We start from the raw sequence: 24,545 nt of genomic DNA, 5'->3' as shown, positions 1-24,545 counted from the left end.
GTGCCGCCGACGACCTGGATATCGGATCGCGCCCGGAGCGCTCCGACATGCGAGCCGGTGCGCGCGCCGCACTACGCTCGGATCCCATGAGCGACATCCCGGCGCAGGTCTCCGACCTCATGGATCCGACCCAGTGGCGCGCGATCGACGGCTTCCCCGACTCGGACATCACCTATCACCGGTGGGTGGAGCGTACCGAGGACGGCGAGCGCGACCTCCCCGCCGTGCGCATCGCGTTCAACCGGCCCGAGGTGCGTAACGCGTTCCGCCCGCAGACCGTCGACGAGCTCTACCGCGCGCTCGACCACGCGCGCCAGACGGTCGACGTCGCCGCGATCATCCTCACGGGCAACGGCCCGGCGGCCGACGGGGTCCACGCGTTCTGCTCGGGCGGCGACCAGCGCATCCGCGGCCGCGACGGCTACCTCTACGAGGGCACCGCGGCCGACGCCCCCGCGTACGGCGGGCGCCTGCACATCCTCGAGGTGCAGCGCCTCATGCGTCACTCCCCCAAGGTGGTCATCGCGGCGGTCAACGGTTGGGCGGCCGGCGGCGGGCACTCGCTGCACGTAGTGAGCGACCTCTCGATCGCGAGCCGCGAGCACGCGCGCTTCAAGCAGACCGATGCCAACGTCGGCTCGTTCGACGCGGGCTACGGCAGTGCGCTGCTCGCGCGCCAGGTGGGCGACAAGCGGGCGCGGGAGATCTTCTTCCTGGCGCGCGAGTACTCGGCGGACGATGCGGAGCGCTGGGGCGGCGTCAACGAGGCCGTGCCGCACGCCGAGCTCGAGGCCCGCGCTCTCGAGTACGCGCGCATCGTCGCCACCAAGTCGCCGCAGGCGATCCGGATGCTCAAGTTCGCGTTCAACCTCGCGGACGACGGTCTCGCGGGCCAGCAGGTGTTCGCCGGCGAGGCGACCCGCATGGCGTACATGACGGACGAGGCGCAGGAGGGCCGGGACGCGTTCCTCGAGCGCCGCGAACCCGACTGGACCAGGTTCCCGTACGCGTTCTGAGACGCGGTCTCACAGCCCCAGGTAGAGCCGGATCGCGTCATCGACCCGCGACGAGGTCTCGGAAGGGACCGCTCCAAGACGCACCATCAGCCGCGTCACGCTCAGGGTGCGGATCTGCTCGGCCTGGGCCTTCGAGTCGACCTCGAGCCCACCCGTCCCCGCAGGCAGGAGCACCTGGAAGTCGAACACCTTCGCCACGTTGGAGGTGATCGGCACCACCGTCACCGTGCCTCCGACCCGCATCGCCGCGTCGACCAGCATCCGCCTCCCCACGATGAGGACCGGTCGCACCTTGCTCGCCTCGACCCCCCGCGCCGGGTCCAGGTCGGCGCGCCAGATCTCACCCCTCACACGCCGTCCCCCGCGGTGCCGTCCCACGCCCCCTGCGCACCCGAGGTCTCCCACTCGCGCATCGCCTCGACGAGCTGATCCGCGAGATCGCGCTCACGTTCCGCCTCGACCAGGCGTTCGATGGCGGAGTGCACGGCGGCGGAGCGGTTCGGCGCGACACCCGACCTGACCAGGGCGTCGAGAACTCGCACATCCTGCTCGGGAAGGCTGATGCTCAGCTTGGTGGCCATCCCCCGATGCTACCGCGGTAGGATGACAGTGGGAACGGCCCGCTGATCCTCAGCCCAGCCACTCGTCGACGAGCGCGGGCACCGCCTCCTCGATGGGGTCGCGCACCACCAGCGAGGCGTCGCGATCCCATGAGGTCGGCGACGCATTGATGATGGCCAGCGCGGCGCCGGCGGCGAGCGCCTCGCCCGCGAGGGCGGCCACCGGGTACACCTGCAGCGTGGTGCCGATGGCGACGAACAGGTCGCAGGAGCGCGCCGCGCGGGAGGCACGCTCGAGGTCCTCCGAGCGCAGCGCCTCGCCGAAGTAGACGACGTCGGGCTTGAGGATCCCTCTGCAGTACGGACAACGGGGATCGGGCTCGGCGACGAGGCGGGCGATCACCTCGCGCGTCGGGCACGCGAAGCCGCATCCCAAGCACGAGGCGGCGGCGAGGCTGCCGTGCATCTCGACCACCGCATCGTCCGGCGTCCCCGCCGCCTGGTGCAGGCCGTCGATGTTCTGGGTGAGCACGTCGCGGCACGCGCCCGCCGCGACCAGGCGAGCGAGGGCACGATGCGCGGGGGACGGCCGCGCCGACCAGGCCGGGTGCGCGGCCCAGTCGCGCCAGCCCTGCTCGCGCGAAGCCGGATCGCCGACGAAGGCGTCGAGTTCGAGCAGCCGCGCCTTCTCGGGGTGCCGGGTCCACACGCCGTCGGGCCCGCGGAAGTCGGGGATGCCCGCGGCGGTCGAGAGCCCGGCGCCGGTGAGGAGGGTGATCACGTTCCCATCGTCGCTCAGCGCCCCATGGGAGGCGCGTGCGACCCGAGAGCGACGCTCAGCGCCCCATTCCGTGGAGGGTGGGTGAGGCGGCGGGGCGGGGCGCCGGGTGAGGCGCCTTAGGAGATGTCGATGTCCGTCGCGTTGTTCACGCCCGAGCTGGGGACCAGCTCGAACCACGTCTGACCGGGCGCGAGCGCGACCTTCTCGCCGTCGTCGGTCTTGAGCACGAACGGCGCGGTGCGGTTCTTCTTGCTCCACGTGATCGCGACGACCTTGTCGCCGGACGCGACGTAGCCCTTGCCCGACTCGCCCGAGACGAGCGTCTCCGGGACCGAGGAGGTGGACGACCCCGAGGTGTAGCGCACCGGGACCCATAGCATCACGACGTTGGTCGCGGACAGCTGGGTACCGTCCGACGTCACGTGCGGCGTGCCGTCCTCGTAGCGCTTCCACACGCCGGCGTTCTTGGCCCAGCGCCACTCGGGCAGCGCGCGCGGCGACATCGTGATGTCGAGCAGCGTCGCCTTCTCGCCCTCGACCTGCGCGGTCGCCTCCGATGCGGGGTACGCGATGTCCCACTGCTGGGCGGGCGCCGTCGCGTCGGTCTGCTCGAGGAACTGCGAGAGGTAGCCGTGCAGGTTGTGCGGCGCGGCCTTGTCCGTGGTGCGGTAGAACCCGTAGTCGCCGCGGTCCTGCGTGATCATCTCCTGGCCCGAGCTCGCGGTGTCGGAGATGAAGCGGCCCTGGGCGCCCGAGAAGATCAGCGGCCCGTCGAGCGAGCCGATGATGTTGCGGTCCATCGGTCGCATCGACCGGATCGGGCCCACGGACTTCGGGTACTGCGACTGGTACACCGCGATGAGGCGCGAGATGCCGTACTCGACGTACTCCTCGTAGACCACGTCGGCCTTGTCGAGGTTCTCCTGCGGGCGCGCGTCCGCGGTGTTCTCGATCTTGATCGACAGCGCCGGCCGCTTGAGCTGCTTCTTGCTCGCGTCGGTCGCGTCGAGGCCCGTGAGGGGCCAGATCACGTCGGGACGCGGGTCCTCGGGCGCCGGCGGGAGCTCCATCGCGGAGACGGCGGGCGAGGGCTCGAGAGGGGCGATCGAGACCGTGCTGGTAGGGCTGCTCTCGGTCGCGGGCGAGCATGCTGCAAGCGCGAGCACGACGGCGGACGTCGCCGTCGTCACGGCGGCCAGGCGGATGTTCATGCGGTCGAGTGTAAGTGGGCTCGTAGGCTGGTCCGTGTGACGTACGCGCCCCTCGCCGCCGGTCCCGACCGGGCCGTCGCCGCCGCCCTCGCGGGGCATGCCGCGGGCATCTCCGTGAATACCTCGGGTTCTACCGGCGTCCCGCGTGAGGTGTTGATCCCGACTGAGGCGGTTCATGCCGCAGTGTCGCTTTCGTCACGTCGGCTGGGCGGCGAGGCCGGATGGCTGCTCGCGATCCCGCCGGAGCGCATCGGCGGCGCGCTGGTGCTCGCGCGGGCGGCCCTTGCCGGCGCACCCGTGACGCGCATGCCCGCGGGCCCGTTCACCGCGGCGGCCTTCGCCTCCGCCGTCGCCCGCATGCCGGCGGGCCCGCGCCACGTGTCGCTCGTCCCCACCCAGGTGCGCCGCCTGCTCGCCGATCCCGCAGGACGCGACGCGCTCGCGACCTTCGACGCGGTGCTCGTCGGCGGCGCGGCGCTTCCGGAGCACGATGCGCCGGGCAACCTGGTCCGCACGTACGGCATGAGCGAGACCACGGGCGGCTGCGTCTACGACGGGACGGCGCTCGACGGCGTCGGCGTGCGCCTCGGCGACGACGGGCGGGTCATGCTGGCGGGTCCCACGCTCGCGGCCGGGTACGGCGACGGGGACGATGCGGCGTTCGAGGTGGTCGACGGCGAGCGGTGGTTCGTGACGAGCGACCTGGGCGAGCTGCACGACGGCAGGCTGCGGGTGCTGGGCCGCGCGGACCACGTCATCAACACCGGCGGGGTCAAGGTGCACCCGCAGCGCGTCGAGCTCGCTCTCGAGCACGCGGGCGCGGCGGCGGCCGCCGTGGTGGGGGTCCCCGACCCCGAATGGGGCGAGCGCGTGGTCGCCGTGGTCGAGGGCGCGCCGGACGATGCGGCGCTCGCCGCCGCGGTCGCGGCGCTGCCCGCGTACGCGAGGCCCCGACGCATCGTCCGCGCGGAGGCGCTGCCCCGCACCGCGGGTGGCAAGATTGACCGGCCGGCTGCGCGCGCGCTGGCGAGCGAGGAGGAGCGATGACCACGACGGCCGACTGGGTGGCAGGAGCCCGCCCCCGCACCCTGTGGACCGGGGCGGTGCCCGTCATCGTCGGCTCCGCGGCCGCGATCGCCGAGGACGCGTTCCACCTGCTGCCCGCGCTGCTCGCGCTGGGCGTCGCGCTCGCGCTCCAGATCGGCTCGAACTACGCGAACGACTACTCGGACGGCATCCGCGGGACGGACGTCGACCGCATCGGCCCCGAGCGGCTGGTCGCCTCGGGCAAGGCGCTGCCCCGCTCGGTGAAGCTCGCGGCCTACGCGTCGTTCGCGGTCGGAGCGGTGCTGGGGCTGGCGCTCGTGGTGGTGTCGGGCGTGTGGTGGCTGCTCGCGGTGGGCGCGGTCGCGATCGTCGCGGCGTGGACCTACACCGGCTCGTCGCGCCCCTACGGGTACGCGGGCTACGGCGAGATCAGCGTCTTCATCTTCTTCGGCCCGGTCGCGGTGCTGGGAACCCTGCTCACGCAGGCGGGCGCGATCACGCTCTACTCAGTGTGGGCCGCGGCCGGCGTCGGGCTGTACGCGGTCGCGCTGCTGCTCGTGAACAACATCCGCGACCTCGAGACCGATGCGCTGGCCGGCAAGCGGACCCTCGCGGTCAAGGTGGGCGAGCTGCGGGCGCGCCAGTACTTCGCCGCGGCCGTCACCCTGCCCGTCGGCTTCGCCGTCCTGGTCGCGTTCTCGCACCCGTGGGCGCTCATCGCCACCGTGGTCGCGCTGCCGTCCGTGGTGATCGCCTTCGGGATGCGCATGGGTGCCGCGGGCCGCAACTTCGGCGTCATGTTCCAGGGGATCAGCGGCGTGGGCCTCGCCTACGGCCTGCTGCTCGCGCTCGGCATCGCGCTCTAGGGTCTCGCGCGCGTCGCGTCCGAACCGCTGGCGCGGGCTCCATCGTTCCCGAGATCTTCAATGCGGGCTGAACCGGGAACCGCCCTGCCGCGTGCCCGTGCAGGGCCCGCGCCGTCCGCGCCCGGTTGCTTCACCGTGCGCTGAACTACGCGATCGGACACACACCGCGCCCACACGGTCTGGGCGACCGGCCACCAGGCCCAGGCGGCGTCCGCTACCGCGACTCGTGCGGGTGCGCCTCGTCGGCGGCGCCGATCTCGGCGTCCTCCTCCGCATCGGCGTCGCGCAGACCCTTCTCGCTGCGCGAGATCCACCGGTCCATCTGCGCCTGCGCCTTGACGCGCATGCCCGGGAGCACCAGGTACGACACGAGCCACGCGACCACGAAGGCGGCGAGGAACGCCATCATGTCGCGCCAGCCCACCAGCCACAGCGCCCCCACCACGGCGAGGAACAGGCCCGTGCGGGCACCCCAGTACGCGACGACATCCATGCGTCAAGGTTACGCGGCGTAGGCTTGAGGGATGCTCAAGGTGCTTCCGCTGCTCGTCTATCTGGGCCTCGTGATCTACGCCCTCGCGGACGTGTGGCAGCGCCCGGAGCGCGAGCCGTACGGGGTCACCAAGGGCCTGTGGACCGCGATCGTGCTGTTCCTGCCGTTCGTGGGCGCGCTCGCGTGGATCGTCCTCAAGCTGCTGCGCCCCGATAGCGGACCCGCGCCGCGGAAGGGTCCCGTCGCGCCCGACGACGACCCCGAGTACCTGGCGTGGCTGCGCGAGCAGGGGCGCCGCAAGCGCCGCAGCGGCTGATTCAGACCCCGTCCACCGCGAACCTTCCCCGGCGTGCCGTCGCGCGGCCGACCGGCGTCCGCGCACCATCGAGCACCGCGACGGCCTCGACGATGCGGTGGCGCGGCGTCCCGACCCACAGCTCGATCGCGCCCGGCTCGACCGCGCGCACCAGGTCGCGGCCGGTGAGGGCCAGGCGGGCCGCGGGGATGTCGAGCGTGACGCGCCGCGCCTCGCCCGCCGCGAGCGCCACGCGGGCGAAGCCCGCGAGCTGCGCGACGGGCCGCGTGATCGACGCGCGCCGCTGGTGCGCGTAGACCTGCACCACCTCCTCGCCATCGCGCTCTCCCGTGTTGCGCACGGTGACCGCCACCCGCATCGTGCCGTCGGTCGGCGCGCCCGCCACGGCCAGGTCGGCGTAGGAGAAGGAGGTGTAGGACAGCCCTTCGCCGAAGGTCAGTGGAGGCGTCGAGGACAGGTTCGTCACGTCCGAGTCCTCGCCGAGCCGCGGATGCAGGTACGTGGCGGGCTGCGCGCCCGTGTCGCGCGGGATGCTCACGGGCAGGCGGCCGGAGGGGTTGACGCGTCCCGACAGGACCCCCGCGATGGCGGCCGCGCCCTCCTCGCCGGGGAAGAACGCCTGCACCACCGCGGCGCAACGCTCGAGCGCCCAGCCGATCGCGTACGGGCGTCCGGTGAGCAGCACCAGCACCACGGGCGTCCCGGTCTCGATCACGGCCTCGACCAGGGCGCGCTGCACCCCCGGCAGCTCGAGCGAGTCCGTGTCGCAGCCCTCGCCCGAGGTGCCGCGGCCGAACAGCCCGGCCTGATCGCCGACCACGACGACGGCCACGTTCGCCGCCGCCGCGGCGGCGACCGCCTCCGGGATGCCCGACGCGTCGGTGCCCTGGACGTCGCAGCCGCGCGCGCTCAGGACCGGACCCAGCTCGTCGCGGATCGCGTCGAGCACGGTCGGGACCTCGAGGCCGAGCTCCGTGCCGGGGCGCTTGTCGAGCACGTGGTTGGCGAACGAGTAGCAGCCGAACATCGCCTGGTAGCGGTCGGCGTTCGGGCCGATGACGGCGAGGCGGGGCGCGCCCGGCGCATCGTCCGCCCGGGGCGCGCCCGGCGCATCGTCCCCCCGGGGCGCGAGCGGCAGCGTGCCGTCGTTCGCCAGCAGCACGATGCCGCGTTCCGCGATCAGGCGGGCGACCTCGCGATGCTCGGGGCCGTCGAGGTCGACGCCGCTCGGCGGCTCGTCCGCGAAGTCGGCGTCGAGCAGGCCCAACGCCTCCTTCTGCGCGAGGACGCGGGCGACCGCGCGGTCGACGAGCGACTCGTCCACCGCGCCGGAGCGCACCGCCGCGGCGAGCGGGGCGAGGTAGGCGTCCCCCGTGGGCAGCTCGACGTCGACGCCGGCCGCGAGGGCGAGCGCCGCCGCCTCGCCCAGGTCGGCGGCGATGCCGTGGAGCAGGTGGAGGAACGCGACCCCGAAGTAGTCGGCCACGACCACGCCGTCGAAGCCCCACTCGTCGCGGAGCACCCCGGTGAGCAGCGAGCCGTCCGCCGCGGTGGGGACGCCGTCGATCTCCGTGTAGGCGTGCATGACGGAGCGCACGCCGCCGTCGATCACGGCCATCTCGAACGGGACCATCATGACGTCGCGCAGCTCGCGGGGACCCATCGCCACCGGGCCGAAGTTCCGCCCGGCGGCCGACGCGGAGTAGCCGACGAAGTGCTTGAGCGTCGCGTGCACGCCCTCGGACTGGACCCCCTCGACGTACGCCGTGCCGAGCTCGCCGACAAGGTAGGGATCCTCGCCGATGCACTCCTCGACGCGGCCCCACCGCGGGTCGCGGACCACGTCGAGCACCGGCGCGAGGCCCTGATGGACGCCGAGGGCGCGGCAGTCGCGCCCGATGAGCGCCCCCATGCGGGCGATGAGCGCGGGGTCGAACGTCGCGCCCCACGTGAGCGGGCCCGGGTACGTCGCGGCCTTCCAGGCCGAGAGCCCGGTGAGGATCTCCTCGTGGACGATGGCGGGGATGCCCAGCCGCGTGCCCGTGACGAGCGCGCGCTGGCGCTCCCACAGGACCCGCGCCCGCGCATCGGCCTCCACGGGGGTGGTGCCGTAGATGCGCGTGAAGTGGCCGATGCCGTGGCGCGTCGCCTCGTCGAGGCCGCCCGTGACGGAGACCTCGCCCTGGAGCGGCGCGACCACGTCGCCCTTCTCGTCCTCCCAGAAGCCGGTGATCTGGGCGAGCTTCTCCTCGAGCGTCATGTCGGCGACCAGCGCCGCGACCCGACCCGACACGGGGGCGTCCACGGCCGTCATCCCTTCACCGCGCCGGTGAGCCCGTCGACGATGCGCCGCTCCATCAGCAGGAAGAACGCGAGCGCGGGGAGCATCGCGAGCGACGTGTAGGCCATGATCATCGTCGTCGCGGCGGAGTGCTGGCCCTGGAACGTGGTGACGCCGAGCGGGAGGGTCATGCCGGACGGGTCGCCCGTGAGCAGCAGCAGCGGCAGCAGGTAGGCGTTCCACGAGCCGATGAACGCGAGCACGCCCACGGTCACCATCGCGGGCCGCGCGAGCGGCAGCAGCATGCGCCAGAAGAAGCCGATGCGCGTGATGCCGTCCATGAATGACGCCTCCTCGAGCTCCTTCGGCAGCGCCGCGATGAAGGGCCTGAGGATGATGATGGTGACCGGCAGCGCGAACGCGATCTGAGGGATCACCAGGCCCCACAGGCCGCTGATGCCGAGGTCGCGCAGCAGCAGGTACAGCGGCAGCACCGCGACCGTCAGGGGGAACATGAGACCGGTGGTGAAGATGACGAACACGAGCTCGCGGCCCCGGAACCGGTAGCGCGACAGCGGGTAGGCGGCCATGGTGCCGAACAGCACCACCGCCGCGGTCGTCGCGACGGCGACCAGGGTGGAGTTGAGCAGCTGACGCCAGAAGAGCGGCCCCGACAGGATCTCCCAGTAGTTCTGCCACTGGAACGGATCGGGCAGCCCGGTCGGGTTCGCCGCGAGGTCTCCCTGAGTCCGGAAGCCGCCGAGGATGAGGTAGGCGATCGGGCCGAGCGTGAGCGCGACACCCACGAGCCCGATGCCGATCGCGAGGTACGTCGAGCCCTCGGGCATGAGCCCCCCGCCGCGGCGGGGTCGCGGGGTGCGGGTGGACGATGCGCCGGCGCGCTGCGTGTCGACGGACATGGCCGTCACCTCGCCTTCCGGGGGTTGGCGTTGTCGCGCCGCAGGATGGTCGCCATGTAGGCGAGGGCGATGACGAACGACAGGAGGAACATGATCACCGCGATCGCCGAGCCGTAGCCCCAGTCGGAGCGGAAGAAGCCGATCTGCATCATGTAGCTCGCGATGGTCGAGTACTGGCCCGCGGTGCCGCCGCGGTTGAGCACCCACACCATGTCGAAGAGCTGGATCGAGCCGATGATCGACAGGAAGGCCCAGATGCGGATGGTGGGTCCGATGAGCGGGATGTTGATGCGCCACTGGATCTGCCACCAGCTCGCGCCGTCGATCGCTGCGGCCTCCTGCAGGTCCTCGCTCACGCCGGACAGCCCGGCGAGGAACAGGATGATCGCGAGCCCGACGTACTTCCACGTGATGATGAAGAAGACGGTCCAGAAGCCCCACGTCGGGTCCTCGAACCAGCCGCCGGCCGGCATGTCGAGCCCGATCGCGCGCGTCCACTGCGTCGCGATGCCGTTGGGGTCGAAGATGATGAGCCACATCGTCCCCGCGATGACCTCGCTGAGCACGTAGGGCGCGAAGATCACCACGCGGGTGAAAGCCCGCCCGCGGAACCTGCGGTTGAGCGTGAGCGCGACCAGCAGGGCGACGGGCAGCTGGATCGCCAGCGACAGCCCGATGATCGCGAAGTTGTGGCTGAGCGCCTCCCAGAACGGCTGGGAGTAGGCGGTCTTGAACGCCTGCTGCGTGGCGGGGTCGCTGCCGCCCCACAGCGCGCGCGTGTAGTTCGAGAACCCCACGAACTCGGCGTCGGAGAACTGCGAGACGCCGTTCCACTTGTAGAGGCTGTACCGCGCGGCTGAGACGACCGGGTACACGACGAAGGTGAGGAACAGGACCAGCGCGGGTCCCACGAAGAGGGCGATCTCCGCCCACTTGCGGACACCGTCGCGGCGGGGGTGCTGCGTTGCTGGGGTCAGGGGGCGGGACCCCGCCGTCGATTGCTCGACGGCGGGGCCCGCGTTCCGACCCGAGGCCTCCAGTGCGGTCACCAGGGAGACTCGCTTTCTTGGATCTCGGTGGCGGTCGGTCAGGAGGTGGCGGCGGCGGCGATCATCGCGTCGACCACGGCCTGGGAGTCCCCGGTGCCGTTGAAGATGTTGACGATGCCGTCGTTCATCGCTCCGCCGACGTTCGGGCCGAGCAGGGTGTCCATCCACAGCTGGACGTACGCTGCGCTGGACGTGGTCTGCGCGATCTTCTGCAGGACCGGGTCCGTGACCGCATCGGCCGCGGCCGGCGCGACGGGCAGGCCGCCCACCGCCTCGGCGTAGCCGCGCTGGACGTCGTCGCTCACGATGTACGCGAGGAAGTCGGCGCACTCGGGCGGCGCGTCCACGAAGCAGGAGAAGCCGTCGCCGCCGCCCATCGCGGCGGACGGGTCGCCCGCGCCGCCCTCGACCGCGGGCATCGGGAACCAGTCGAGGTCCTCGTGCAGCGCCGCCTTGGCCTCGTCGGAGCCGTCGGTGAAGCCCTCGTAGACGAAGTAGTTCCACTGGCCCATGAGCTCCATCGCGGCCTTGCCGTTGGCGACCATGCCCGCCGAGGACGTGGCGCCGGTCTGCGCGACCGTCGAGGTGAACTGCGGCTGGAACGGCTCGGTGCCGAGGAACTCCTGGAGCGCGTCGCCCGCCGCGACCCAGCACGGGTCGGAGAAGTCGAGCGAGGTGCCCGCGTTGGCGACCGTGTCCTGCGTGCACGAGCGCAGCGCGAAGTTGTACCACCAGTGAGCCGCGGGCCACTTGTCCGCGGCACCCACGGCGATGGGCACGATGTCCGCGTCCTTGAGCTTCTGGACCGCATCGTTCAGCTCGTCCATGGTGGTCGGGACGTCGGCGATGCCGGCCTCCGCGAACAGGCTCGGGCGGTACCAGATGCCCTCGACTGCGAACTGGAACGGAAGGCCGTACGTGACGCCGTCCACCTGCCACGGCGCGACGCCGCCGCCCAGGCGGCCGATGTCGTCCGCCAGCACGTCCGAGAGGTCCATGAGGTAGCCGGCCTCCGCCTGCGCCGCCATCTCGCCGCCGCCCCACTGCTGGAACAGGTCGGGCGCGTCGCCCGACTGCAGCGCGGTGGGGATGCGGGTCCGCTGGAGGTCCTCGTTCTGGATCTGCTCGATCTCGATGGTGACGTTCGGGTTCGCGGCCATGTAGTCGGCCGCCACCGTGTCCCAGTAGTCGCCGAGCGAGTTCTCGCCGGTGTCTCCCGCCACGCCGTTGTGCCACCAGGTGAGGGTGACCGGCTCGTCGCCGCCTCCGCCCCCGCCGGACGTCGCCCCCGCGTCGGGGGTGGCGTCGCCGTCGCCCCCGTTCGAGCTGCAGGCCGCCAGCAAGGCCATGGATGCCGCGATCGCCGCTCCCGCAGCAGCACGTCGCATGTTCGCCATGATGTCCCCTTTCGTCTCCATTGACTCAGGTCGAACAGCGCGAGTCTCACATGCGCGGCGCCATCGCGTCAATCGTTATCGATAACGTTTTCGCAACGGGGTTCTCCGGCGCGGCCGGATGGTCGCGTCGCGGTCTCGCGGACGATGCGGCGCGGATACGATGCGGGCATGGAACCGGTCGCACGGGTCAAGCTCGCCGACGTCGCGCGCCTCGCGGGGGTGTCGGTCGCCACCGTCTCGAAGGTGGTCAACGGCCGCTACGGGGTGTCGAAGGAGACCGTCGCGCGGGTCCAGGAGGTCATCGACGAGGTCGGCTACGCCGGCAACCTCTCGGCCGCGGGCCTGCGCGGGCAGCGCACCAACGTGCTCGGCATCCTGGTCGGCGGCTTCGAGCCCTTCTCAGCAGAGCTGATGAAGGGCGCGTGGGCCGCCGCCGAGGGCAGCGGGTACGAACTGCTCGCGCACTCGGGCGGCCACGGTCACGGCTGGGAGCGGCGCTCGCTCGCTCGACTCGGTGGCACCCTCATCGACGGCGCGATCCTGGTGACACCGACCGTGCTCAACACGGCCACCGGCGTGCCCGTGGTCGCGATCGACCCGCACTACGGCCCGTCCTCGCTGCCCACCGTCGACTCGCACAACGTCGCCGGTGCGCGGGCCGCGACCACGCACCTGATCGAGCTCGGCCACCGTCGCGTCGCCTTCCTGGGCGGACGTCACGACCTCGACTCCGGCCGGCGCCGCGAGGAGGGGTTCCGCACCGCGATGGAGGCGGCCGGCGTCGAGATCGACGAGGACCTGGTGGTCGAGACCAACTACGAGCCCGAGCTCGCCGCCCATGCCGCCGAGTCGATGCTGAGCCTCCCCGAGCGTCCCACCGCGATCTTCGCGGCGAACGACACGACGGCCCTCGCGGCGATGGACGTCGCGCTCGACATGGGCCTGTCCGTGCCCTACGACCTGTCGATCGTGGGGTTCGACGACATCCCGGAGGCCGCCGCCGCGCCGGTCCCGCTCACCACCGTGCGCCAGCCGCTGCAGGAGATGGGCGCGGAGGCGATGCACATGCTCCTCGCGCTCGTCGGCGGCGAGGCATGCGAGCAGCACGTGAGGATGGACACCTCGCTGGTGGTGAGGGAGTCGACGGCGGAGCCGCGCTGAGAGCCCGCCCGCGCCAACCCCGCAGCACCTCCTACCCTCCAGCTCCGACCCCTCCGACCCCCCATCGACCCCCTCCGACCCCCTCCGACCCCCCACCCCTCGAAATGGGGCACTGGCGGTCGATTCTGGCGCTCCGCCGCGTCCTATGGGGCACGTTGACCGCAGGCGCGGCGCAGAATGCCCCATGGCGCACGCGCATCCGTCGAAACCGACCGTGGATGCCCCATTCCCGAAGCGCGACGCGCGGAGCCTCAGGCCCCGTACACCTCGAGCACCTGGGCGCCCACGCGCTCCACATCGAAGCGCTGCACGCGCGCGGCCTGCTCCGCGTGCAGCGCGGCGCGCAGGCCGGGGTCCGAGATCAGCACCCGCAGCGACTCCGCGAACGCCGCCGAGTCGCGCGCGTCCACCGACACGCGAGGATCGTCGCCGATCACCGACAGGTACCCGGGGTTCGCGCCCGCGAGCACCACGCCCGCGCCGCGACCCGCCTGGGACGCCATCGCCTCGACCAGCACGATGCCGAAGCTCTCGCCGCCGGTCGCGGGGAACACCGCGATGTCGGCGTCGGCGTAGAAGGCCGCCTTGTCCTCCTCGGCGACGAAGCCGGGCAGGGACACGTGCGGCAGCGCGCTGACCTCGACCGCCGCCTCCAGGTCGCCGAGCAGGGGCCCCTTTCCGCCGATGCGCACCTCGAGCCTCTCCTGGACGTCCGCCGGGAGCGCGTCGAGCGCCCGCACCAGCTCGAGCACGCCCTTGCGCTCGACCAGTCGGCCGAGGAACGCGAGCACCAGCCGGCCGTCCGAGCCGGGCACCGGCGAGCGCCCCGCCGCATCGTCCGCGAAGCGCGTGACGTCCACGGGGCACGGCACCACGGTGGCGGCGATCCCGAAGGTGCGCCTCGCGAAGGCCGCGGCCGGCTCGGACACCGCCATGAACGCATCGAAGCGGCGCAGGTTGCGCGCGAGCACGCGCCCGAGCGCGTGGGTCCCCCATTCCGACACCTTGGAGTCGGGCAGGATGTGGAACGTCCCGACGATGCGCACCGAGCGCGCCTGAAGCTTGCGCGCCTCGTCCACCACGCGCGCCGCGAACAGCGGCGAGTGCGGGGTCTGGACGTGGATGACGTCGTAGCGCTCCTGGTCGAGCAAGGAACGGATCGCCCGACGCGACGTCGGCAGCGGGATCCGCAGCCCATTGCCGTTGAACGTCACACCGACGTTGCGCGCGAGCGAGTGGACCGTCACGTCCGAACGGGACGAGGTCGAGCACAGGTAGTGCACCTCATGCCCCGCGCGGGACAGGAAGGCCCCCAGGGTGAGGACGTACTGCTGGACCCCGTCGGGGCGATCGATGCTGTCGTCCAGCACCAGCGCGATCTTCATCCGGTCAGGACCCCGCGTAGGTGTGAAGCCCCTGGAAGAACAGGTTCACGACGGTGAAGTTGGCGATAAGCGCCGCGAAGCCCGCGATCGCGAGCCACGCGCTGCGGCGGCCCGCCCAGCCCTGCGTGGTGCGCGCGTGCAGGTACGCCGCGTACAGCACCCAGATGACGAAGGACCAGACCTCCTTGGGGTCCCAGCCCCAGTAGCGGCCCCACGCGTGCTCGGCCCAGATCGCGCCGGCCATCACCGTGAACGTCCACAGCACGAACCCGACGGCGTTGAGCCGGAAGGACAGCGCCTCGAGCGCCGGCGCCGACGGCACGGCGTCGAGCCATCGCACCCGGTCGCCGGTCCAGCGCGTGCCGCGGTCGCGCGAGTCGCGCATGAGCTGCAGCGCGGTCGCGATGAAGGACACCGCGAAGATGCCCGTGACGATCGTCGCGATCGAGACGTGGATGACCAGCCAGTAGCTCTGCAGCGCCGGCGGCAAGGTGTCGACGTCCTTGTAGAGGACCGTGAGCGCGAGCCCGAGCGCGACCGTCGCGAACCCCGTCACGCCCGCGCCCAGGAACGCGATGTCCCTGCGCCGCTGCACGATGAGGAACACGAGCACCGCGAAGAACGAGCCCGAGATCGTGTACTCGTACATGTTCGACCACGGCACGTGGCCCGCGTCGATCCCCCGCGCGGCGAGCCCGACGGCGTGCAGCGCCGCCCCGACGAGCGTGGTCGAGCGGGCGATGCCCGCCGCCTTGGCGGCCTTCGCTCCGGGGGACGATGCGGGGGCCGCGGCCTCGACGGGCAGCCCGTCTGCGGCGCCGCCGGCGGGGACGGCCACCGCGGCGCGCGCGGCCACCTTGTCGTCGGCGACGCGCGCGAGGCGGATCGCGTACGCGACCATCGCGATCGCGTAGAGCACGGTGGCCCCGCCCAGCGCCATCACGCTGAGGTCGGTCGGATTCATGAAGGCTCCCTCTCCCCCGCCGGGGCGGTCGCCTCGCGACCCGCCGCGGCGGCCATGGCGCGCTCGAGGACTGCCGCGACGCCCGCATCGTGCGCGGGCGCGTAGGCGGCGCCGCTGACCACTGTAGCGGCGCCCTCGGACCGTGCGACCACCCACACCTTGCGCCGCGAGGCGAACAGCGAGACCGCGAGGCCGGCCAGCGTGAGCATCGCCGCCACGAGCAGGTAGGGCAGCGACGGGTCGGCGCGCAGATCGAACGCGCCGTAGCGCGGCAGCTCCTCGAACGTCACGGAACCGAGCCCGTCCGGCAGCTCGACCGTCTCGCCGAGGGCGAGGCGCAGCGTGACCGGCTGGCCGTCGGCGTCCTGCACTGGGCTGAGCTGCGACTCGTCCAGGCGGTAGACGTTCTGAGGGACGCCGGAGTCGAGCCCCAGGTCACCGGTGTACGCGAGCATCTCGATCACGGGGTTGGCCGGGTCCGGGTGGATGGAGGCGACGGCGAACGGTCCCTCGAGGAACGTCGGGTAGAGCGTCGCCTTGAATCCGAGCTGCTCGCCGGTGCTCACGTCCGGCACCTTGATGACGCCCGTCGACGTATAGGCCGCGTCCTGCGCGAGGAACACCACGGGGCCCGAGAACGCGACCTCGCCGGCCGCGTCGCGCACTGTGATGACGGGCGCGTAGCCGTTGCCCTGGAGGTAGATCTTGGCATCGCCGGACTCGAGCGGATGGTTGACGGAGATGTCGGTCCGCACCGCGTCCTCGCCGGGTTCGGTGAACGTCACGTTCGCCTGGAAGTGGAGGGGGCGCCCGGTGTCGGAGAACTCGGCGTCGAGCGAGTCGAGGCGCAGCGTGAACGGGTCGAGGTCGGCGGGGTCGAACAGCGACCCCGAGGAGAACGTGTCGTAGGCCACCACCGCGTTGGTGAAGGAGCGCCCCTCGACCACGATCGCCTGGCCGCGGTAGGTGAAGAGCGTGCCGTAGGCGACGGCGAGCAGCACGAGCACGAGCGACGCGTGGAACACCAGGTTGCCGAGCTCGCGCACGTGCCCGGTCTCCGCGGCGAGCGCGAGCGAGCCGTCCTCGCGACGGTCGACACGCACGCGGTACCCCGTCAGGGCGCCCAGACGACCCGCGCGAGGGCGGAGCGCGGCGCGGGCGGCCGCCACGGCATCGTCCGGGGACGATGCGACGGTCTCGGGGCCGGCGCCCTCGTACCGGGCGAGCGAGCGCGGGGTGGCCGCGACGGGACGGCGCAGCTCGCGGTAGTGGTGAGCGGCGCGCGGCGCGATGCAGCCGATGAGCGACGCGAAGAGCAGCACGTAGATCGCCGTGAACCACGCCGAGCCGAACACGTCGAGGAACCCGGTCGCGTCGAGGACCGGGCCCCAGAAGGCGTTGTCGGAGATGAACTGCCGGGTCGCGGCGGCGTCCTGCGGCCACTGCGGCAGGACCGAGCCGGGGATGGACGCGAGCGCGAGCAGGAGGAGCAGGATAAGCGCCACGCGCATCGACGTGACCTGGCGCCAGATCCACCGCAGCCAGCCGCGCAGTCCCAGCCGCGGGGCGTCCGCGATGACGTAGTTGTCGAGCTTGACGCGCGCCATCAGACCGCCGTCCAGAAGCCGTCGATCCAGCCCTGGAGCTCGGCCGCGAGGCGGTCCCACAGGCCCGTCACCAGCAGCACGCCGAGCACGATGAGCAGCGCGCCGCCGACGCGCATGAGCGCGAGGCGGTGACGGCGCAGCCAGCCGAGGACCTTGCCCGAGCGCTCGAACAGCGCCGCGAGCAGCACGAACGGCAGCCCGAGTCCCACGCAGTAGGCGACCGCGAGCGCGACGCCGCGGCCCTGCGTCGCCTCCGACAGGCTGAGCGTGTACACGGCGCCGAGCGTGGGTCCGATGCACGGGGTCCACCCGAGCCCGAACGCGACGCCGAGCACGGGCGCCCCCGCGAGGCCCGCGGTGGGGCTCACATGCAGCCGCTTCTCGGCCTGCAGGAACGGCACCGCGCCCATGAACGCGAAGCCGAGCAGGATGATCACCACGCCGAGCAGCCGCGTGATGAGCGTGAGGTAGGGCGCCAGGGTCGCGCCGAGGGACGAGGCGAGGAAGCCGAACGTGACGAACACGGCGGAGAAGCCCAGCACGAACAGGAGCGCGCCGGCGATGAGCTTGGGCTTCGAGGCCTTGCCGGTCCCGCCGGTGCCGGCCATGCCGGAGACATAGCCGAGGTAGCCGGGCACGAGCGGCACCACGCACGGCGATGCGAAGCTGACCAGGCCCGCGAGCACCGCGACGGGCAGCGCGAGCGCCATCGAGCCCGACAGCGCGATCCCCGCGAAGGAGCCGTCGGCGGCGAGCGCCGTCACCCCTCGGCCCCCGCGGCGGCTCCGCCCGCCTCCTCGACCAGCGACCGCAGCGTCGAGGGGTCGGCGGTGCCGATGATGCGCGCGTGAAGGTTGCCCGCGGTGTCGACCACGAGCGTGGTGGGCACCGCGTTCATGGCGACGATGCCCTGGAGGGTCGCAGTCGCCGCGCCGTCCGAGTCGTCGATGCTCGGGTAGGAGATGCCGAAGGTGCGCTCGAACGCCTCGGCGGTGGGCGCATCGTCCCGGCCGTTGACGCCCACCAGCTGAACGTCGTCGCGTGCGTCGAGCTCGGCGAGGTCGGGAGCCTCGGCGCGGCACGGCGGGCAGGACGCGTACCAGGTGTTGATGAGCACCACCTGGCCGCGGTACTCCGTGATGTCGACGGCGTCGCCCGCGAACGAGGTGCCGGCGAGCGCGACCGGGTCGCCCTGGTCGAAGACCGTCACGGTGCCGTCGCCCGAGACGTAGCCGGGCGACTCGGCGGCGTCGCCGGGCGCGCACGCCGCGAGCGTGAGGACGATCGCGAGGACCACGGCGACGAGGATCGCGAGGCGGGCCGCGGGCCTCACCGGGGGACCTCGATGTGCGCCGCCGGCGCGACGTAGCCGGCGAAGGCCAGCGTCTCGCCGTCGACGTCGAAGGAGGTGAGCGACGCGAGCGCGCACTCGCGCGAGCGCGGGTCGTGCACGTACGAGCGGCCCTCCGCGGAGCAGCGCGCGACCCAGATGGGCAGCTGGTGGCTCACGATGACGGTCGCGGCCCCGGGGCTCGCGGCGGCGGCGTCGATGATCGCGGCGCGCATGCGCGCGGCCTGCTCGACGTAGGGCTCGCCCCACGAGGGGATGCGCGGGTTGCGGATCCGCCACAGGTTGCGCGGCTTGAGGAAGTCGACCGGGCGCGGGGTGCGCTCGCCGGCGAAGATGTTGTCCGCCTCGATGACGCGCTCGTCGGTCGCGATCTCGAGGCCGAAGGCGGCGGCGATGGGCGCCGCGGTCTGCTGCGCGCGCAGCAGCGGCGACGCCACCACCCGGCCGATGGGCTCGCCCGTGGCGACCAGGTGCTCCGCGACGGCCTGCGCCATCGCCTGGCCCGCGTCGGACAGGCGGAACTCCGGGAGGCGGCCGTACAGCACCCCGTCGGGGTTGTGGACATGGCCGTGGCGAAGGACGTGCACGCGGGACATGGGTCCTATTGTCACCCGCCTACGACAGCGCTCCGCGCAGCCGCCCGGGGTCGATGCGCCAGAACCCGACCGTCGCATCGTCCACCGTCACCACCGGGATCTCGTCACCGTAGCGGGCGCGCAGCGCGGGGTCGGAGTCGATGTCGACCTCGTCGAAGCCCTCCCCGGCCTCGGCGCACACGGCGGCGACCACCGCGCGCGCGTCGTCGCACAGGTGGCAGCCGGCACGGCCGTAGAGGATCACGCGTGAGGGCATGCGGCCAGGATACGGGCGTGATCTGCGCCACCGCGCGCGTGGGGCGGGACCGGGCCTCGGTACAGTTGAAGCGTGACCCCCGACACCGCACGACCCGAGACGCGCGTGTCCGCGTTCTTCGACGTCGACAACACGGTGATCAAGGGGGCGAGCTCGTTCCACATCGCGCGGGGCCTCTGGCAGCGCGACTACTTCAGCTTCCGCGACATCGTGAAGTTCGCCTACGAGCAGGCCTCCTACGTGCTGTTCGGCGAGTCCAGGGATCAGATGGACCGCCTGCGCGAGCACGGCCTGGGGATCATCCGCGGCTGGTCCGTGGCCGAGATGACCGCGGTGGCCGAGGAGGTCTACGACGAGTTCCTCGCGAGCCGCGTCTACCCCGGCACCAAGGAGATCATCGACGAGCATCTCGCGCAGGGGCACGAGGTCTGGCTGGTCACCGCCTCGCCGATCGAGATCGGCCGGATGGTCGCGCGCCGCATCGGCGCCACGGGCGCGCTGGGCACCGTCGCCGAGCACGACGACGGCCACTACACCGGGCGCCTCGAGGGCGAGTTCCTCCACGGCCCGCACAAGGCGACGGCGGTGCGCACGCTCGCCCAGGAGCGCGGCCTGTCGCTCGAGGAGAGCTACGCGTACGGCGACTCCGTCAACGATGCCGCGATGCTGTCCTCCGTCGGGCACCCGTGCGCGGTCAACCCCGACCCCAAGATGCGCAGGCTCGCCGCCGAGCGCGGCTGGACGATGCGCGAGTTCCGCAAGCGCCGCAAGAGCGGCCGCCGCGGCATCGTGAAGTCATCCATCACGGGCGCCGCATGGGTGACCATCCAGGTCTCGCGCGGGGTCAAGGGCGCGTGCCGAGGGCTGGTGGGCCGCCGCAGGTCCGTGCCGGTGGCGCACGCCGAGCAGTCGCGCGAGCTGTAGCCCCCTCCCCCGCGGACACTTCCAACGGACCTGGTCCCGACTCGCCGCACGGAACCGGCGCATCGGCCCCGATCGCCGGGGTGTCGCCGCGAGATCCGTTGGCGGTGTCCGGGTGGCGAAAAGGGATGAACGGGCACGTTCCACCCTTGACAAACCGGCCCGGAAGCGACGGAATGGTCCCAGTGGGCATGCGGCCTGGCCGCGTTGGCGATGGGGGGCCGTCCATGAGTTTCCGTATGGGTGTCGTCGGATGCGCATCGCATACCGAACCGCGCGCCGGTCGCGGGCGGTGGTGCGGATGAGCACCGAGGAACGGATCATCCGACCGCGCCGGCGCAACCCGGCGTTCCCGCTGGGCGACGTCCTGGAGTACCGCGATCTGCTGGGGATCCTCGCCCTGCGCGATGTGAAGCTGAGGTACCGCCAGACCGCCGTCGGTGTCGCCTGGGTGGTGATCCAGCCGCTGCTGGGCGCGGGCATCTTCACGTTCGTGTTCGGCGGGGTCGCCAACCTGTCGACGGGCGACGACAACGTCCCCTACTTCCTCTTCAGCTTCGTCGGCCTGATGCTCTGGAACGTCTTCGGGCAGATCCTGCAGAAGTCCACGGAGTCGCTCGTGGGCAACCAGGCGCTCGTGTCGAAGATCTTCTTCCCGCGCATCATCCTGCCGCTCTCGACGGTCTACGGCGTCCTGCTCGACTTCGCGGTCAGCGTGGTGCTGCTCGCCGTTCTCATGGCGGTGTCGCACGTCGCTCCCGGCATCGCCCTTCTCGCCGCCCCGGTCGCGCTCCTGCTGGTGGTGCTCAGCGCCCTCGGGGTCGGGCTGATCATGGCAGCGCTCAACGTAAGCTACCGCGACGTGCGCTACGTGGTGCCGGTGGCCATCCAGTTCCTGCTGTGGATGACGCCGGTCGCCTACGGCATCGGGAGCCTTCCCGAGGCGGCGCAGGCATGGGTCGCGGTGAACCCGCTGGTCGGCGCCCTCGAGCTGTTCCGGTGGGCGGTGATCGGCACGCCGGTGACCAGCTGGCTGGCCGTCGCGTGGACCGCGGTGTTCGCCGTGACGATGTTCCTTGTCGGCTCGGTGTACTTCCAGCGTGCGGAGAGGCGGTTCGCCGATGTCATCTGACACCACGGTCGCGGTGCGATCGCTCGGCAAGGAGTACAGGATCGCCGTCGGCGGCCAGCAGACACGCATCACGGACGCGGCGCTCGAGGCGATGAAGGGCGCGTTCAAGAAGCCGAACCGCGAGACCTTCAAGGCGCTCGACGACGTGTCCTTCGATCTGCACGCAGGCGAGACCGTCGGCATCCTCGGGCGCAACGGCGCCGGCAAGAGCACCCTGCTCAAGGTCCTGAGCCGGATCACCGACCCCACGTACGGCGAGGTGCGCCTCCGAGGCAAGGTCGGCTCGCTGCTCGAGGTGGGCACCGGCTTCCACCCTGAGCTCACGGGACGCGAGAACATCTACCTCAACGGGTCGATCCTCGGGATGCGAACCAAGGAGATCAACGCGCAATTCGACGAGATCGTCGACTTCGCGGAGGTCGAGAAGTTCCTCGACACCCCGGTGAAGCGCTACTCGAGCGGCATGTACGTGAGGCTGGCCTTCGCGATCGCCGCTCACCTCAACCCCGACATCCTCATCGTCGACGAGGTCCTCGCGGTGGGCGATGCGCAGTTCCAGGCGAAGAGCATCAAGAAGATGGACGAGGTCGCGCACCAGGGCGGGAAGACCGTGCTGCTGGTGAGCCACAACGTGGCCACCGTCAAGGCGCTATGCAGCCGCGGGCTGGTGCTCGACCGCGGGCGGGTGAGGTTCGACGGCACGGCGGACGATGCGATCGACGTGTACCGCACCGCCCCCACCTCGTCCGCGAGCGCGAGCCGCAACGGCCTCATGGTCGAGTCGGTCGACACCGAGCGGATCGACTTCAAGGGCGCGCCCGGCTACCGCGCGAGCCTGATGATCGACGCCGAGGCGCCCGTCGAGAACGCGACGGTCCACATCGCGATCCATGCGCGGGACGGCCAGCGGATCGCGCTGCTCAACTCGAGCTTCAGCTCCAAGCGCTACGACATCGGGGTGGGACGCACGCGGATCGACTGCGACTTCGGCCCGCTCGCGCTCTACCCCACCGAGTACGACCTCGAGATCAAGATCCTCGCGGACTACTCGCTGACGGCTTCGCACGAGGTCGCATCGGCGCACTTCCCGGGAGCGCTCGTCGCCGAGCCGCTGCCGGGCTACCCGGACGTGCTGCCGCCCCAGCCCTGGGGCGGCGTCGTCGTGACCCGACAGGAGTGGTGAGAGAGCCGTGGAGACCAGCGTCCTGAACTCGGGCCCCGCGCGCGTGCGGCGTGCGACCGCCCAGCTGCGGTTCCTCGCCGACGCTCGCAAGAGCGGCCGCGTCGCGTTCTTCTGGTGGAACAGCCGGAACTTCGGCGACGCGAGCATGTGGTTCGCCGCCGAGAGGCTGTTCGCCGGTACGCCGCTGGTGCGCTACCCGGACTTCCTCACCATCGCGAACCCCGTGGGATCGGCGCTCGCCAGGAACATCGCCTTCGATCTCACGATCTGCGGTGGCGGCACGCTGCTGAGCAAGCCCTTCTTCCGCGTCCTCGAGGAGCTGCGCGAGCGCTCCGGACGCATGGTGGCGCTGGGCACCGGCATCGGCTCACCAGGCATCGAGACCGGGAGCCAGGCGGACCGGGGTCTCGATCCGGACCTCGTCACGCACATGCACGCGTTCGACGAGCTCCACCTGCGGGGCCCTCACTCCGTCGACGCGGCCCGCAGCTCGGGCTTCGCGGGACCGCTGACCCAGTCGGGCGACATGGTCCTCGCGCTCACACCCGACGAGGCGTTCCCCCACGAGGGCGACGGCCTCGTCTTCGTCGTCGGCTACGACGAGGTCCCCGAGGTCCGCGACTACTCGGAGCAGCTGGTCGCGGCCGCCCTTCAGCGCGGAACGGACGTCACCTTCCTGTCGATGAACCCCGTGGACGACGCCCGGGCGCTGGAGCTCCACCGGCGCCACGGCCGGCCCGTCATGCTCTCCAACTCATGGTCCACGCCGGAGCACTTCATGGGCACGCTCGCGCAGTTCGGGTCCATGGTGACGTTCCGTCTGCATGGCGCGGTCTACGCGTCGATGATGGGCCTGCCGAACGTGCTGGTGCAGACGGTGCGCAAGATGAGCGACTTCGCCACCACGGTGGGCGCCGACGACTTCTGCGTGCCGCTGGGCTCCCTGCCGGCGGCCGAGCTCATGGCGCTCGCCGACCCGCGCCGAGCTGTCGACCCGATCCGAACCGCATGCCTCGACGGCCGCGCCCACCTGCGCACCACCGCCGAGGGCATCATGGCCGGCCGGTAGCCCGGACCGTGCCCGCGCCGAGGCGGTGACCATGCCCGACACGCTCGAGGAGACGGAGGGGACGATGCGGAGCGTCGCCCGGGCGCGTACGGCCGGCTCCGCGCCGCTCCTCGAGGCGATCGTCCCCTCCTTCAACGCCGAGGCGACGCTTGGCGGTGCCGTGGACTCGGCCGTGGCGGTCAACGGCATCCCGGTCGTCGTGGTGGACGACGGCTCGACGGACGGCTCGGCGGCCCGGCTTGCGGCGCGCGACGGCCTGCGCGTGCTGCGGCAGTCCAACTCCGGTCCGTCGGTGGCCCGCAACCGCGGCGTGCTCGCCAGCCGCGCCGAGTTCGTGATGTTCCTCGACAGCGACGACCAGCTGCTGCCAGGGTTCCGCGAGGAGTTCGAACGGCACCTCGCTCTGCACCCCGAGGCCGACGTCTTCATCTGCGGCATGACCGTCATCGACGACGACGGTGCGACGGTGGGTCATCACACCGCGGCGTCGCTCGAGCCGACCCCGTGGGAGAGCGTGCTGCGAGGCGAGTCCGTCCCGACCAACGGGATCGTCATCCGCCGGGCCGTGCTCGCCCGCGCGGGCCTGTTCTCCCGCGTGATGTGGCATTCGGAGGACATCGACCTGTGGCTGCGGGTCGCGCTCGCGACGGGCGCGTGGGTCCGCATGGACCACACGCTCGCGGTCTACCGCCTGAGCTCGGGCTCCCTGAGCAAGAGCAGCGACCTCATGTGGCGGGGCGCGCGCCAGGCCATCCGCGCGACGCAGCGTCGTGCGCCCGATCGTCGCGCTGCACGCCGGGCGGCCCGGCACGGTCGGCGTGCGGCGACGCGGTACGCGTACAGGACGTCCGTCGCGCGCGACCTGCGAGCGGCCGCGCGCACCTCGACCCTCGCGGCGGCCCGGAAGGCCGTGACGCTGCCCCCGCAGTTCTGGCCGCTCGTGGCACGCGACGCGTTCTCGAGCGTGGCGGCGGGGAGGTGAG

At 72.0% G+C, this 24,545-nt stretch carries 26 protein-coding genes; 10 read left to right on the top strand and 16 right to left on the bottom strand.

Annotated features, from left to right (window positions below):
- Window positions 1–86 precede the first annotated feature (86 nt).
- Entirely contained in the window at window positions 87–1,016 is a 930-nt protein-coding gene (locus tag AOM09_RS02175; protein ID WP_062384408.1) for a 1,4-dihydroxy-2-naphthoyl-CoA synthase, read from the top strand.
- Between the two features lie 9 nt (window positions 1,017–1,025).
- On the opposite strand, the gene AOM09_RS02170 is transcribed toward AOM09_RS02175, so the two are convergent.
- From AOM09_RS02170 to AOM09_RS02155, 4 genes are all read right to left on the bottom strand, one after another.
- A complete protein-coding gene (locus tag AOM09_RS02170) occupies window positions 1,026–1,367 on the bottom strand; it encodes a type II toxin-antitoxin system PemK/MazF family toxin (RefSeq protein WP_062383646.1) in 342 nt (113 codons plus the stop codon).
- Window positions 1,364–1,597, bottom strand: coding sequence for a ribbon-helix-helix domain-containing protein (locus AOM09_RS02165; protein WP_062383643.1), 234 nt, complete (start codon window positions 1,595–1,597; stop codon window positions 1,364–1,366). The genes AOM09_RS02170 and AOM09_RS02165 overlap by 4 nt, the downstream gene beginning before the upstream one ends.
- 49 nt (window positions 1,598–1,646) lie before the next feature.
- The gene (locus AOM09_RS02160; protein WP_228375027.1) at window positions 1,647–2,357 is read right to left on the bottom strand and encodes an SIR2 family NAD-dependent protein deacylase; all 711 of its coding nucleotides are present in this window, start codon (window positions 2,355–2,357) and stop codon (window positions 1,647–1,649) included.
- Window positions 2,358–2,473: 116 nt separating this feature from the next.
- Window positions 2,474–3,568, bottom strand: coding sequence for a DUF3048 domain-containing protein (locus tag AOM09_RS02155; protein ID WP_062383641.1), 1,095 nt, complete (start codon window positions 3,566–3,568; stop codon window positions 2,474–2,476).
- 36 nt (window positions 3,569–3,604) lie between these two features.
- On the opposite strand from AOM09_RS02155, the gene AOM09_RS02150 reads away from it, so the two are divergent.
- Both AOM09_RS02150 and AOM09_RS02145 read left to right on the top strand, forming a co-directional pair.
- The gene (locus AOM09_RS02150; RefSeq protein ID WP_187330410.1) at window positions 3,605–4,615 is read left to right on the top strand and encodes an AMP-binding protein; all 1,011 of its coding nucleotides are present in this window, start codon (window positions 3,605–3,607) and stop codon (window positions 4,613–4,615) included.
- Entirely contained in the window at window positions 4,612–5,481 is an 870-nt protein-coding gene (locus AOM09_RS02145) for a 1,4-dihydroxy-2-naphthoate polyprenyltransferase (protein ID WP_062383634.1), read from the top strand. The genes AOM09_RS02150 and AOM09_RS02145 overlap by 4 nt, the downstream gene beginning before the upstream one ends.
- A 214-nt stretch (window positions 5,482–5,695) precedes the next feature.
- On the opposite strand, the gene AOM09_RS02140 is transcribed toward AOM09_RS02145, so the two are convergent.
- The gene (locus AOM09_RS02140; RefSeq protein ID WP_062383631.1) at window positions 5,696–5,974 is read right to left on the bottom strand and encodes a DUF4229 domain-containing protein; all 279 of its coding nucleotides are present in this window, start codon (window positions 5,972–5,974) and stop codon (window positions 5,696–5,698) included.
- Between the two features lie 31 nt (window positions 5,975–6,005).
- Here AOM09_RS02140 and AOM09_RS02135 point away from each other — a divergent pair, with 31 nt between their 5' ends.
- Window positions 6,006–6,290 carry a PLD nuclease N-terminal domain-containing protein gene (locus tag AOM09_RS02135; RefSeq protein WP_062383628.1) on the top strand — a complete coding sequence of 95 codons (285 nt, stop codon included), beginning with the start codon at window positions 6,006–6,008 and terminating at the stop codon, window positions 6,288–6,290.
- Window position 6,291: 1 nt separating this feature from the next.
- On the opposite strand, the gene AOM09_RS02130 is transcribed toward AOM09_RS02135, so the two are convergent.
- Genes AOM09_RS02130 through AOM09_RS02115 form a run of 4 tightly spaced genes read right to left on the bottom strand, consistent with a single transcriptional unit; the run spans window position 6,292 to window position 11,928 of the window.
- Window positions 6,292–8,604, bottom strand: coding sequence for a beta-xylosidase/alpha-l-arabinosidase (locus AOM09_RS02130; RefSeq protein WP_062383625.1), 2,313 nt, complete (start codon window positions 8,602–8,604; stop codon window positions 6,292–6,294).
- Entirely contained in the window at window positions 8,601–9,491 is an 891-nt protein-coding gene (locus AOM09_RS02125; protein ID WP_174452903.1) for a carbohydrate ABC transporter permease, read from the bottom strand. The genes AOM09_RS02130 and AOM09_RS02125 overlap by 4 nt, the downstream gene beginning before the upstream one ends.
- Window positions 9,492–9,496: 5 nt before the next feature.
- Entirely contained in the window at window positions 9,497–10,540 is a 1,044-nt protein-coding gene (locus AOM09_RS02120) for a carbohydrate ABC transporter permease (protein WP_082098734.1), read from the bottom strand.
- Between the two features lie 38 nt (window positions 10,541–10,578).
- Window positions 10,579–11,928, bottom strand: coding sequence for an ABC transporter substrate-binding protein (locus AOM09_RS02115; protein WP_228375026.1), 1,350 nt, complete (start codon window positions 11,926–11,928; stop codon window positions 10,579–10,581).
- A 177-nt stretch (window positions 11,929–12,105) separates the two neighbouring features.
- Here AOM09_RS02115 and AOM09_RS02110 point away from each other — a divergent pair, with 177 nt between their 5' ends.
- Window positions 12,106–13,098, top strand: a complete 993-nt coding sequence (locus AOM09_RS02110; protein WP_062383615.1) for a LacI family DNA-binding transcriptional regulator — start codon at window positions 12,106–12,108, stop codon at window positions 13,096–13,098.
- A 251-nt stretch (window positions 13,099–13,349) separates the two neighbouring features.
- On the opposite strand, the gene AOM09_RS02105 is transcribed toward AOM09_RS02110, so the two are convergent.
- The 7 genes from AOM09_RS02105 to AOM09_RS02075 are packed head-to-tail and all read right to left on the bottom strand — an operon-like array spanning window position 13,350 to window position 19,257.
- Complete coding sequence (locus AOM09_RS02105; RefSeq protein WP_062383612.1) at window positions 13,350–14,483, bottom strand: glycosyltransferase family 4 protein; 1,134 nt, start codon at window positions 14,481–14,483, stop codon at window positions 13,350–13,352.
- Between the two features lie 4 nt (window positions 14,484–14,487).
- Complete coding sequence (gene ccsB, locus AOM09_RS02100) at window positions 14,488–15,447, bottom strand: c-type cytochrome biogenesis protein CcsB (RefSeq protein WP_062383609.1); 960 nt, start codon at window positions 15,445–15,447, stop codon at window positions 14,488–14,490.
- Window positions 15,444–17,054 carry a cytochrome c biogenesis protein ResB gene (gene resB, locus AOM09_RS02095; protein ID WP_062383607.1) on the bottom strand — a complete coding sequence of 537 codons (1,611 nt, stop codon included), beginning with the start codon at window positions 17,052–17,054 and terminating at the stop codon, window positions 15,444–15,446. The genes ccsB and resB overlap by 4 nt, the downstream gene beginning before the upstream one ends.
- On the bottom strand, window positions 17,054–17,818 hold the full coding sequence (locus tag AOM09_RS02090) for a cytochrome c biogenesis CcdA family protein (RefSeq protein ID WP_369345993.1): 765 nt from the start codon (window positions 17,816–17,818) through the stop codon (window positions 17,054–17,056). The genes resB and AOM09_RS02090 overlap by 1 nt, the downstream gene beginning before the upstream one ends.
- Window positions 17,815–18,387 carry a TlpA family protein disulfide reductase gene (locus AOM09_RS02085; RefSeq protein ID WP_062383604.1) on the bottom strand — a complete coding sequence of 191 codons (573 nt, stop codon included), beginning with the start codon at window positions 18,385–18,387 and terminating at the stop codon, window positions 17,815–17,817. Before AOM09_RS02085 ends, AOM09_RS02090 begins: the two co-directional genes overlap by 4 nt.
- Entirely contained in the window at window positions 18,384–19,001 is a 618-nt protein-coding gene (locus tag AOM09_RS02080) for a histidine phosphatase family protein (protein ID WP_062383601.1), read from the bottom strand. Before AOM09_RS02080 ends, AOM09_RS02085 begins: the two co-directional genes overlap by 4 nt.
- Before the next feature lie 19 nt (window positions 19,002–19,020).
- Window positions 19,021–19,257 carry a glutaredoxin family protein gene (locus AOM09_RS02075; protein WP_062383598.1) on the bottom strand — a complete coding sequence of 79 codons (237 nt, stop codon included), beginning with the start codon at window positions 19,255–19,257 and terminating at the stop codon, window positions 19,021–19,023.
- Between the two features lie 72 nt (window positions 19,258–19,329).
- Here AOM09_RS02075 and AOM09_RS02070 point away from each other — a divergent pair, with 72 nt between their 5' ends.
- The 5 genes from AOM09_RS02070 to AOM09_RS02050 all read left to right on the top strand — a co-directional run bounded on the left by AOM09_RS02070 (window position 19,330) and on the right by AOM09_RS02050 (window position 24,544).
- Window positions 19,330–20,181, top strand: a complete 852-nt coding sequence (locus tag AOM09_RS02070) for an HAD family hydrolase (protein WP_062383595.1) — start codon at window positions 19,330–19,332, stop codon at window positions 20,179–20,181.
- A gap of 298 nt (window positions 20,182–20,479) precedes the next feature.
- Window positions 20,480–21,310 (top strand): ABC transporter permease, encoded by an 831-nt coding sequence (locus tag AOM09_RS02065; protein WP_169747596.1) that lies wholly within the window; start codon window positions 20,480–20,482, stop codon window positions 21,308–21,310.
- Window positions 21,300–22,493 (top strand): ABC transporter ATP-binding protein, encoded by a 1,194-nt coding sequence (locus AOM09_RS15470; RefSeq protein WP_062383589.1) that lies wholly within the window; start codon window positions 21,300–21,302, stop codon window positions 22,491–22,493. The genes AOM09_RS02065 and AOM09_RS15470 overlap by 11 nt, the downstream gene beginning before the upstream one ends.
- A 7-nt stretch (window positions 22,494–22,500) precedes the next feature.
- Entirely contained in the window at window positions 22,501–23,562 is a 1,062-nt protein-coding gene (locus tag AOM09_RS02055) for a polysaccharide pyruvyl transferase family protein (protein WP_062383587.1), read from the top strand.
- A 31-nt stretch (window positions 23,563–23,593) separates the two neighbouring features.
- Window positions 23,594–24,544, top strand: coding sequence for a glycosyltransferase family 2 protein (locus AOM09_RS02050; RefSeq protein ID WP_062383583.1), 951 nt, complete (start codon window positions 23,594–23,596; stop codon window positions 24,542–24,544).
- Window position 24,545: the final 1 nt, after the last annotated feature.

Source organism: Demequina iriomotensis, assembly GCF_000971395.1.
Classification (GTDB): domain Bacteria; phylum Actinomycetota; class Actinomycetes; order Actinomycetales; family Demequinaceae; genus Demequina; species Demequina iriomotensis.
Note: the sequence above shows the minus strand (reverse complement) of the source record. Positions and strands in the feature narration are given on the sequence as shown.